8 protein-coding genes and 1 pseudogene are annotated in these 10,953 nt (G+C 37.7%); all 9 read left to right on the top strand.

What is annotated here, in order from left to right; translation table 11 throughout:
- Positions 1-110: 110 nt before the first annotated feature.
- The 9 genes and pseudogenes from selA to FZ940_RS08070 all read left to right on the top strand — a co-directional run bounded on the left by selA (position 111) and on the right by FZ940_RS08070 (position 10,918).
- A complete protein-coding gene (gene selA, locus FZ940_RS08110) occupies positions 111-1,436 on the top strand; it encodes an L-seryl-tRNA(Sec) selenium transferase (RefSeq protein WP_148822190.1) in 1,326 nt (441 codons plus the stop codon).
- Positions 1,433-3,253, top strand: coding sequence for a selenocysteine-specific translation elongation factor (selB, locus tag FZ940_RS08105; protein ID WP_148822189.1), 1,821 nt, complete (start codon positions 1,433-1,435; stop codon positions 3,251-3,253). Before selA ends, selB begins: the two co-directional genes overlap by 4 nt.
- Positions 3,254-3,306: 53 nt before the next feature.
- On the top strand, positions 3,307-4,047 hold the full coding sequence (locus tag FZ940_RS08100; RefSeq protein WP_103580015.1) for a thioredoxin fold domain-containing protein: 741 nt from the start codon (positions 3,307-3,309) through the stop codon (positions 4,045-4,047).
- A 303-nt stretch (positions 4,048-4,350) separates the two neighbouring features.
- Entirely contained in the window at positions 4,351-4,557 is a 207-nt protein-coding gene (locus FZ940_RS08095; protein ID WP_009294906.1) for a twin-arginine translocation signal domain-containing protein, read from the top strand.
- An 11-nt stretch (positions 4,558-4,568) separates the two neighbouring features.
- Positions 4,569-4,829 (top strand): annotated as a pseudogene (locus tag FZ940_RS09840) (hypothetical protein); the annotation flags it as partial.
- A gap of 60 nt (positions 4,830-4,889) precedes the next feature.
- Complete coding sequence (locus FZ940_RS08085) at positions 4,890-7,544, top strand: formate dehydrogenase subunit alpha (protein ID WP_410368988.1); 2,655 nt, start codon at positions 4,890-4,892, stop codon at positions 7,542-7,544.
- Between the two features lie 11 nt (positions 7,545-7,555).
- Complete coding sequence (gene fdh3B, locus FZ940_RS08080; protein WP_148822187.1) at positions 7,556-8,116, top strand: formate dehydrogenase FDH3 subunit beta; 561 nt, start codon at positions 7,556-7,558, stop codon at positions 8,114-8,116.
- A gap of 316 nt (positions 8,117-8,432) precedes the next feature.
- Positions 8,433-10,376, top strand: coding sequence for an FTR1 family iron permease (locus tag FZ940_RS08075; protein WP_148822186.1), 1,944 nt, complete (start codon positions 8,433-8,435; stop codon positions 10,374-10,376).
- Between the two features lie 20 nt (positions 10,377-10,396).
- Positions 10,397-10,918 (top strand): iron transporter, encoded by a 522-nt coding sequence (locus tag FZ940_RS08070; protein ID WP_009294901.1) that lies wholly within the window; start codon positions 10,397-10,399, stop codon positions 10,916-10,918.
- Positions 10,919-10,953 lie beyond the last annotated feature (35 nt).

Genomic DNA, 10,953 nt, shown 5'->3' with positions numbered 1-10,953 from the left:
GATTAATAGACTCTGAATTTTATATGTTCCTTTTTGCTCTAAGGTTTAATTTATAATATTTTTTATGTTAAAATCACGGCTTGGTAAAACTAACTTACTAGGAGTACAAATTGAGCGATTTAAGAGATATCCCACAAGTTGATAAGATTATAAAAAACGAAGCATTTTCAGGATTTGATATAAATTTAGTCACATTGCTTGCAAGGCAAATTTTAAATGAAGTTAGAGCTAAAATTTTAAATGAAAATGCAAATTTTGCGTTGCAAGAAATAATAGATTTAATCCTAAACGAATATCATAAATTTAATGAATCAAGCCTTCAAAGAGTACTAAATTTAACTGGTGTGACCGTACATACAAATCTTGCTAGAAGTGTCATCGATAAAGAAATTTTAAGTCGTGCAACTCCGGTAATCACAGGATATTCTAACCTTGAATACAACCTAAAAACAGGCAGTCGTGGCAACAGATACGACTATATCGGTGAGATGATCGCAAGAGCATTTGGTTTTGAAGACGCCATCGTTGTAAATAATAACGCAAGTGCTGTATTTTTAGTGCTAAATACTTTTGCAAAGGGTAGGGAGGTCGTCGTTAGTAGAGGCGAGCTAGTCGAGATCGGCGGTAGTTTTAGGGTGCCTGAGGTGATGGCAAATGCGGGCTGCTTTTTGAAAGAGGTTGGCACGACAAACAAAACTAAGCTAAAAGACTACGAAGAGGTAATTAATGAAAATACGGCGATGCTTGTAAAGGTTCATCGCTCAAATTTTGACATCGTGGGTTTTAGCGAAGAGGTTACAGCAAATGAACTAAGTAAATTGGCATATGAGCAAAATTTGATAGATTATTTTGATCTTGGCAGTGGATTTTACGGAAATTTGCCGTTTAACTTAGACAAAAATGAGCCAGATCTAAAAAATTTAAAGGATGTTTCGCTAGTTAGCTTTAGTGGTGATAAACTGCTTGGTGCGGTGCAGTGCGGCATCATTGTCGGCAAAAGAGAGCTCATAGCAAAGCTTAGAAAAAATCAGCTTTTAAGGATGCTTCGCGTAGATAAAGTGATCATCTCGCTTTTGGCTGAGAGCATGAAAGCCTATTTAAACAAAGAATTTGAGCTAATCACAACGCAAAAACTGCTTCACAAAAGTGTAAAAGAGCTTGAAAACTTAGCAAATTTTATAAATAAAAATCTAAAAACCCCGCTTGAGATAGTTCGTACACAAACCTTTGTAGGAGGCGGTGCGATGCCAAATAAAAAAATTCCAAGTATAGCTTTGGCAGTTAGTGGAGATGCGGTTTTAAATGAGCAGAAATTTAGGCAAAAAAAGGTGATTGGCCGCATAGAAAATGATAAATTTTTACTTGATTTAAGAACGCTTTTAGATGACGATGTAAATGAACTAATAAAAATAATAAATGAAACGGAAGAAAAATGAGTCTAATAATAGGAACAGCAGGGCATATCGACCACGGAAAGACCGCGCTTATAAAGGAGCTAAACGGCTTTGAGGGAGACAATCTCGAAGAGGAGAAAAAGCGTGGTATAACGATCGATCTAAGCTTTTCAAATTTAAGTAAAAATGATGAAAATATCGCATTTATCGACGTGCCTGGGCATGAAAATCTCATAAAAACGATGATAAGTGGCGCGTATGGCTTTGATGCGTGTTTATTTGTGGTGGCGGCAAATGACGGACTTATGCCTCAAAGCTTGGAGCACCTTGAAATTTTAAATCTTCTTGGTGTGAAGTCTTTGAACGTGGCACTTACAAAGTGTGACCTCGTAGATGAAACGACTATAAATTTAAGAAAAAAAGAGATAAGAGATGAAATTTCTAAATTTAAAAACCTGCAAATTTTAGAAATTTTTGCCGTTAGTATAAAGGATAAGGCAAGCATTGACGAGCTTAGAAACTATCTCTTTACGCTAAGAGCTAAAAAGCGCGATGAGGAGGGCGTTTTTAGATACTACATCGATAGGGTTTTTAGCCTAAAAGGTATCGGAAATGTCGTGACTGGCACCGTGATAGAGGGAAGCGTTAGTAAAAATGAGAAGCTTTTTGACTACGACGCTGGCAAAGAGGTGCTAGTAAGAAGCGTGCAAAGCCATGATAAATTTGTAGAGCACGCTGGAGTTAGCAGCCGCGTGGCGCTTAATCTAACTGGCATTGAGCTTAGCGAGCTAAAAAAGGGGCAGCTACTTAGTAAAAAAGGCTTTTTTAGGGGTTTTAGAGAGGTTGATGCGGTCGTGACTGCTAAAAATCTCATCCACTCTCAAAGCGTGACATTTTGCGTGGGTGCTAAAAATGTGCCTGCAAAGGTGCTAATCCTTAGCCAAAAAGATGATAGTTACTTTGTTATCTTTAAATTTCAAAGCGATATGTTTTTGAAATTTGACGAGGCATTTGTGCTTATCTCAGATGCACGCGTGATAGGAGGTGGCAAGGTGCTAAATCCTGTGCTTGAGCCACTAAAAAAGGCTGGTAAAATTCTCTTTTTGGCTGCACTTTTAAAGCATGATTTCATTGGGGCATTTTCTATACTTAAAGAAGCCCACAAAAATGGCTTTGGCATCATCTCGTCTTATCAAAGATTTGGACTAAGTCACGAAGAGGCCGTGTCTGTGGCTAAAAAAGTCTCAAATGTCTTTGTCGATGAAAAGGCTTTAAATATCTATGATCTAAGCGCGGTTGAGCGGATAAAGTCTGTGGTTAAATTTATGATAGAAAAAAATGAATTTGCCGTTTTCTCAGCTCAAAGTATAAGCTTAAAGCTTGCTTGGGCTAGTCAAAATTTGGCTCAAAAAGCACTTGATGAGCTTGAAAGTATAAATTTAATCTCTAAAAATGATGGCGTCTATACAAAAAAGGGCGTTGATATAAGCAAACTAAAAGTAAGACTTGAAGAGAAAATTTATGAAATTTTAGAAAGCGGAAAGCTAGCTCCAACGGCGCCTTATAATATATATGATGAGCTGGAAATAGATAGGCTAAGTGGTGATAATGCACTTAAAAAACTAACTGCAATGGGCAGAGTTGTAAGGCTGGAGCATAATCTTTTTATCACTAGAAATTCGCTAAAAATGGCACTTGATAAGCTAAGAGAGATCATCAAAAACCAAGGATTTGTAAATGTCACAAATGCCAAGGATGCACTAAATTTAAGCAGAAAATATGTAATCGCCTATCTTGAGCAACTTGACCTTGAGAGTGACATAATGAAGCAAGGAAATGATAGAGTCTTTCGTGGTTAGTATTCATTTACAAAAAGCAAATATAATCCGCCAAATTTTTAAAAAGGAAAAAAATGAAAAAAGTGGTTTTAGCCTCAATAATAGCGGCAACTAGCCTAATGGCAGCAAGCGATAAGCAAATAGAAGATTTTTACTCAGAAGTTTTTAAAAATCAAAATATCGATGGTGTTAATGTAAAAGTCGTAGAACGCACTAAAATTTTAGATGATATAGAAAAAGTAAGCTTAAAATTTAGCAAAGGAGATATGTCTCAAGAAGATGTGACTTTTGTTAAGGGCGATCTTATGTTTCCTGATGTTGTAAATTTAAAGGAGCAAAAGTCTTATTTGGCTGAAGAAAAAAAGGTAATCGCAGAAAAAGCAGCACTTGATTTAGTAAAATCACTAGCTAAAATTTATAAAAATGAAGACAAGGCAAATGTTATAACTCTTGGCAATGATAGCAAAAAGCCAACTCTTATCATGTTTTCAGATCCTGAATGCCCATATTGTAGAGCCGAGCTAGCAAAGATCGAAACGACATTAAAAGACAATAATGTTGAAATCATCCTAACTCCAGTGCATGAACTATCGTCTTTGCAAAAAAGTGCTTTGATCTATAAAGATATAAAAAATGCAAAAAGTGATAGCGATAAGGTTAAAATTTTAAGAAAGTATTTCTCTGAAGATTATAACGTAGATGAAAAAAATGTTAGCAAAGAAGAGAGCGACAAGATCGATACTTTACGTAAAAAATATTTCTCAGCTGGCGTTAGATCAGTGCCATTTATAATAAATAAAAGTGATTTAAAATAATCTTTTCTAGGGAGCTCTCCCTAGAATTTATACTTTAAATTAGCCTTTCTCTCAAAATTCATAAAAGTTAAAATATTAAATATATTTTCTTATATTTTTAACAATAACTTAACATATTTAATTAAAGCTTTATATTTACTTTGATTATCTTGCAATTATGCTAAATTTGCAGAGTTTAAATCTAGGCTATAAAAAGCCCTGAAATAGGCCTTGCAATATTTTAGAATTTCTAAAGTTGCAAATTGTGAAGACCAATCAAACCAAATTTCTCAAATTTTTAAGTTTGAGAGCTAAGGAGAAAAAATGCAAGGATCAAGAAGAGATTTTCTAAAAAAATCTCTAAAAGTCGGTGCTGCCGGCGGTGTACTAGCAGTCTCAGCCGTAGCAAAAGTGACTAGTGACGACTTAGCTCCTGATGACAATGGTGTCGTCGTTGGCAAGTCAAACAAAAAAGAGGTGCTTTATAAAAAAAGCAAGAACTGGGAAACCTACTATAAAATCGCTTACTAAGGGAGAAAACCATGAGTGATGCACGTATAGGAAGACGTTCATTTTTAAAGCTAGCCGCACTTGGTGCTGGAAGCACAATGGCTTTTGGAGAAAATGAAACGATAAGAAAAGCAAGTGATGAGGAGATAAAAAATCCTTTCCCTGGCTCAAAAAAGGTTAGAACGATTTGTTCTATTTGCTCAGCAGGCTGTGGTATCGAGGCTGAGGTAAAAGATGGTGTTTGGGTTCGTCAAGATATGGCGATGCATCATCCGATATCTCAGGGCTCACACTGCTCAAAAGGTATCGATCAGATCGACCTTACACACAGCAAGCAACGTATCAAATATCCTATGAAAAAAGTTGATGGTAAATGGCAAAGAATTTCATGGGATCAAGCTGCAAACGAGATCGGCGATAAGATGCTTCAGATCCGCAAAGAAGATGGCCCTGATAGCGTTGTTTTCTTAGGATCTGCGAAATTTAATAATGAGCAAGCATATTACTTTAGAAAATTTTGTGCATTTTGGGGTACAAACAGTAACGATCACGTAGCAAGAATTTGACATAGCGCAACAGTCGCCGGTGTGGCGAATACTTGGGGTTATGGCGCGATGACAAACCACTTTGGAGATATGGCTGCGAACTCAAAATGTATATTTATCATTGGAGCAAACCCAGCTGTGGCAAACCCAGTTGGTGGCATGAAACACACTTTACAAGCAAAAGATAGAAACAATGCAAAAGTAATTGTAGCTGATCCAAATTTTACAAAGACAGCTGCACATGCTGATCTTTATTTGAGACAAAGATCAGGAACTGATATTGCACTTGTTTATGGTCTTATTCACATCATTCTTAAAAATGGTTGGGAAGATAAAGAATTTATAGAAAATAGAACTTACGGTATTGACGAGATAAGAAAAGAGGCTGAGCACTGGACACCAGAGGTTACATCTGATGTTACTGGAGTACCAGTTGATAAACTACTAAAAGCTGCAGATATCCTAGCTCATACAAAACCGGGTACTGTTGTTTGGGCACTTGGCATCACTCAACACTCAGTTGGTACATCAAATACAAGAATTTTACCTATCCTTCAACTAATTCTAGGAAATATGGGTAAAGCAGGCGGTGGCTGTAATATCATTCGTGGTCACGACAATGTTCAAGGCTCAACTGATATGTGCAACCTTTCAGATAGCTTGCCAATGTATTATGGCTTAACTGATGCAGCATGGAAATATTACTGCAAAGGCTGGGGCGTTGATTATGATGAATTTATTAAACGCTTTGCAGTCTCAACAAAAGAGCCAAAACAAGGCGGTACTCCTGTTAAAAACACAGTCTTTGAAGAGTATTATTACCACGATCCTAAACATCCAGAAGATAGAAACTGGAGAAACGAAAAAGGCTGGTCACTTTCAAAATGGTGGCAAGGCGTCTTGAAAGAGGAGAACACATTTAGTAGTGGTGCATTGAGAGTTCTTTGGGTTCAAGGAACTGGTCTAACATCTATGGCACACTTAGCTAAAATTCAAGAAGCAGCTTCAAAACTAGATATGATCGTTGTAGCTGAGCCATTTGTAAATGAAATTTCTATCCTTTCAGACAGAAAAGATGGCGTTTATATCTTGCCAGTAGCGACTGCATTTGAAAATGAAGGTCACCTAAGTGCCACAAACCGCTCAGGACAATGGAGAACAAAAGTTGTTGATCCACTTTATGAGAGTAAGGGCGATCACGAAGTAATGTTCTTATTTGCTAAGAAATTTGGCTTTTACGATGAATACGTAAAAGGCATGAAAATGGGTATCGTAGATCGTGAAATAAAACAAGTAAAAGATGATTTTGTATGGCCTGATGATGCGACAAATGAGATAGCAAGGATTGGAAATTCTATAGGTTATGGTGGTAGAACAGCCGAGATGTTTAGACGCCATCAAGCAAACTGGGATAAATTTGATCCAGATACGTTAATAGGTATTGGTGGTGAAGTTAAAGGCGAGTATTACGGTAAACCATGGCCAGCATGGGATGAAAAACACCCTGGAACACCAATACTATATGATATGAGCAAGCCTTATGTTGAAGGTGGTTCAGGCTTTAGAAATCGCTTTGGTCTAGAGCATAATGGCGTTAGCCAGTTAGCTAGCGAAGAGACAACACTTGTTGGCTCAGCTATAAAAGGTGGCTATCCACAAATCACAAAAGAGAATATAGAAAAAGTCTTGGGCATAACTCTAACTGAAGAAGAGAAAGCTAAGATGGGACCAAGCTGGAGTATGGATTATAGTGGTATTATCTTTGAAAAATGCCGTGAAAAAGGTGTTGTACCTTATGGTAATGCAAGGGCAAGAGCTATCGTTTGGGAATTCCTCGATCCTATTCCAAAACATAGAGAGCCTGTTCACTCACCACGCTGGGATCTTGTTCAAAAGTATCCGACATTTGAAGATCAAGCTAGAAATTTCCGTGTTTCTACTAAGTTTAAGTCAGAGCAACAAGCAAAAGATTGGTCGAAAGAATTCCCTATCGTATTTAGTACGCAACGCGTCGTAAACCTAAGTGGTGCTGGTATGATCGAAAGAACTAGTAAATATCTATCAGCTATTACGCCAGAGATGTTTGCTAATGTTAACCCAGAGCTAGCTTTAAAATACGGCATAAAAGACCGCGATATGATGTGGATCCATAGTCCACAAGGCACAAAGATCAAAGTAAGATGCTATCACAGCCAGATGGTAACTCCAGATAGAATTTGTATGCCATACAACTTCGCTGGTATTATGCAAGGCGTTGATCTTTCAGCTCGCTATCCAGAGGGCACTAAGCCTTATGTTATTGGTGAAAGTTATAACACTGTTACTAACTATGGATTTGACCCAGTTACTCAAATTTCAGAGTTTAACGCAGGCCTTTGCCGTATAGAAAAAGCTGAGGAAAATACATTTAAAACATCGTTTTTCCATGAATATGGCGAGAGAGACGCCATGGGTAAAGAGTAAGGAGGAATAAAATGGCAAGAATGAAATTTTTCGTAGATACTGATAGATGCATTAGTTGTTATGGTTGCCAAGTTGCTTGCTCTTCTGCTCATGAACTTCCAGTGGGAATTTACAGAAGAAAGGTCATTACACTTCACGATGGTATCGAAGGCAAAGAGGTTTCAACTACCATTGCATGCCAACACTGTACTGATGCACCTTGTGAGCAAGTTTGCCCAGTTGATTGTTTCTACATTAGAGCTGATGGCATCGTGCTTCACGATAAAAATATATGTATAGGCTGTGGTTACTGCTTATATGCTTGTCCGTTTGGTGCACCACAGTTCCCTAAAGATGGGGCATTTGGTGTAAAAGGCGTTATGGATAAATGCACCATGTGTGCAGGCGGTCCAGAGCCAACAAACTCACACGAAGAGAGAGAGCTTTATGGCCAAAATAGAATGGCTGAGGGTAAAGTACCTATGTGTGCGGCAGTTTGTGCTACAAATGCACTTTTGGTTGGTGATGCAGCCGATGTGTCAAATGTATACCGCAAACGCGTTATGCTAAGAAATACAGGATTAAACGTATAACACTAAGGAGGGCGCTTGCTCTCCTTTTAAATTTATAAAATTTAAATTATTTTTTATGATTTTTATAATCTAAAATTTCATCAATAATTTTTCTTATCTATTGAAATTATCAAAAATATATAACTTTTTTATCCCGATATGAAATTTTGCTCTGATCCTCTAAAGCCCTAAATTTAGGTAAAGTTAATTATTAGATTGTAAAAAATATTATTTATACTTTCAATTTACATTCTTTTATGATAATCGTTTTTATTTTAATCAAAGTAAAGCATTGGTAATATTTCACTTTAAAATAATCTCACAGGTGGTTTAATTAATGAATAAAATTTTTAAATTTATGCTTATCATGCTACTGCCTATCTGGCTTGTGGCAAAAAATGACGACTATACACAAGTCGCAGCTCAGATAAAAGAGTCATTACAAAAAGTAATAACAGAGTATAGAGCTGGCAACATCGAGCAAGCAGTTAGCGATACTCAAAATGCTTATTTTGGTCTGTTTGAAGATGTCGAAGCTGGCATCAGAATAAATTTAGGTCAGAAAAAAGCTTACTCTATGGAGAAACAGTTTGGCGAGATCAGAAAGGCGATAAAAGCTGGCGAAGCACCAGATGATGTGCAAAAAAGAATAGATCAGATAAATAGCGAAATCGCTGAAGTTTTGCCAGTTATTTTAAATGGTCATAAGCTTGTTGGTGAGTACTCAGACAGCCCAGCACAAGCTGCTGCAAGTGGCTATGACACTTCTAAATTTATCCCTGAGTGGAAGGTGGCATTTGAAAATTTATCAGCTGCTCTAGATAAAGCTATAGCAAGCTACGAGGGCGATAAACAAGATGATGCTAAAAATTCTATCCAAGATGCTAAATTTAATGATTATAGAAACACTCAACTTGAAATCGCCGTTCGCCAATATATAGAAAATGGCAAAAGCATAGATGCTGACATCCAAAGAAAGATGGGTGAAGCGATCAGTGGCATCACAAATGGCATAAGCAAAGATGACTTTAAAGTAAAGCTAGAAGAGATCAAAAAGTTAGCTTATGATGCCGTTGCAAAACTTCCAGCTGAAACAGTAAAACTAGCAAAAGTTGATATGAGCAGTGCAGTATCTAGCGATAGCAGCGAAGATAGTGGCACAGACTACACTCAAACTGTTAAAAACATAAATGATAAAATTCAAGCAGCCATCGCGCTTTACAAAGGTGGCAATAGCGCTAAAGCTATGGGCGATATCCAAGATATCTACTTTGATGAGTTTGAAGGTAGCGGCATGGAGAACAAAGTAGGCGCAATAGATGTAAATTTAAAAACAGCTATCGAAGCTACATTTGGCAACCTCGTAGCCCTTATGAAATCAGGCGCAGATGAAAAAACACTTGAAGAGAGTGCAAGCAAAATGTCATCTCAGCTAGCAGCCGCACTTGAGAAAACTAATGGTTCAAGCTCACCTTGGACGCTATTTATCTGGGCGCTAACTATCATCTTAAGAGAGGGCTTTGAAGCTCTTATCATCGTTGCAGCCGTCGTTGCATACCTTGTAAAAACTGGCAATGCTAAAGCGATGGGCAAAGTTGTTTATAGCTCAGTTGGCGTGGCTGTCATCTTAAGCTTTGTTATGGCGTGGATCATGAACGTCATCTTTGGCGAGGCAGCAGGTCAAAAAAGAGAGCTTATGGAAGGCATCACAATGCTTGTTGCAGTGGGACTTCTATTTTATGTTGGTTTCTGGCTTCTTTCAAATGCTGGCGCTAAAAAATGGAATGACTACATCAAATCACATGTATCTGAGTCTATCTCAAGTGGCTCAAGCACAGCGCTTTGGTGGACTGTATTTTTAGCGGTATTTAGAGAGGGCGCTGAGACAGTGCTATTTTATCAAGCACTTATCTTTGACGCAAAAGACTCAGCTGGCTACTCAATGATCGCAGCTGGCTTTGTCGTAGGTCTTATAGTTCTTTTAATAGTCTATTTCTTATTTAAAATTTTCGCTGTTAAAATTCCTATTAAACCATTTTTTATATTTACGTCAGCTATTATCTTTTATATGTCGATCGTCTTTGTTGGCAAGGGTGTTGGCGAACTAGTTGAGGGCAAAATTTTCATCCCAACTATCATAAAAGGACTTAGCTTCCCTGACTGGATGAGAGACTGGCTAGGACTTCAGCCATATTACGAGAGTTTAATACCTCAAATCATTATGGTGCTTGCCCTAATTATAGGCATTGTTATCATGAAATCAAAACAAAATAAAAACTAATCTTATTTAAAGGAGAGGATATGAATAAAATTCTTAGTTCAGCTCTAGCACTTAGCCTAGCAGCTGGTTTTGCACTTGCTGGAGAGCACCCAATCGGCGAGCCTGTAGAGGCTAATGGCATGGAGATAGCTGCTGTTTATCTTGAGCCAATCGACATGGAGCCAAAAGGCGTTGATCTAGCTCCAAGCTTAGCTGATCTTCACCTAGAAGCTGACATCCACGCTGTAAAAGGCAACAAAAACGGCTTTGGCGAAGGCGAGTGGATCCCATATCTAAAGATCAACTATGAGCTAAAAAACCTTGATAATGGTAAAACTAAAAAAGGTACATTTATGCCGATGGTTGCAAGTGATGGCCCACACTACGGCGCTAACGTAAAAATGGATACAGGTGTTGGTAACTATGAGCTTAAATTTCACATCGACAATCCAGAAAAACAAGGCTTTGGTCGCCACGCTGACAAAGAGACTGGTGTTGGTAAATGGTTTGAGCCTTTCACAACAACTTATAAATTTCAATGGACAGGTGGTCCTGTTAAATAATCACTTTGGGGCTTTCTCGCCCCTTTTTAAAAATT

Source organism: Campylobacter concisus (assembly GCF_902460415.1).
GTDB classification, from domain to species: domain Bacteria; phylum Campylobacterota; class Campylobacteria; order Campylobacterales; family Campylobacteraceae; genus Campylobacter_A; species Campylobacter_A concisus_Y.
This window is presented reverse-complemented; position numbering and strand designations above follow the sequence as displayed.

What these genes read in the sequence shown, in the direction of transcription:
- selB (WP_148822189.1), top strand. Translation starts at nt 1,433, where the DNA reads ATGAGTCTAATAATAGGAACAGCAGGGCATATCGACCACGGAAAGACC.
- FZ940_RS08100 (WP_103580015.1), top strand. Translation starts at nt 3,307, where the DNA reads ATGAAAAAAGTGGTTTTAGCCTCAATAATAGCGGCAACTAGCCTAATG.
- FZ940_RS08095 (WP_009294906.1), top strand. Translation starts at nt 4,351, where the DNA reads ATGCAAGGATCAAGAAGAGATTTTCTAAAAAAATCTCTAAAAGTCGGT.
- fdh3B (WP_148822187.1), top strand. Translation starts at nt 7,556, where the DNA reads ATGGCAAGAATGAAATTTTTCGTAGATACTGATAGATGCATTAGTTGT.
- FZ940_RS08075 (WP_148822186.1), top strand. Translation starts at nt 8,433, where the DNA reads ATGAATAAAATTTTTAAATTTATGCTTATCATGCTACTGCCTATCTGG.
- FZ940_RS08070 (WP_009294901.1), top strand. Translation starts at nt 10,397, where the DNA reads ATGAATAAAATTCTTAGTTCAGCTCTAGCACTTAGCCTAGCAGCTGGT.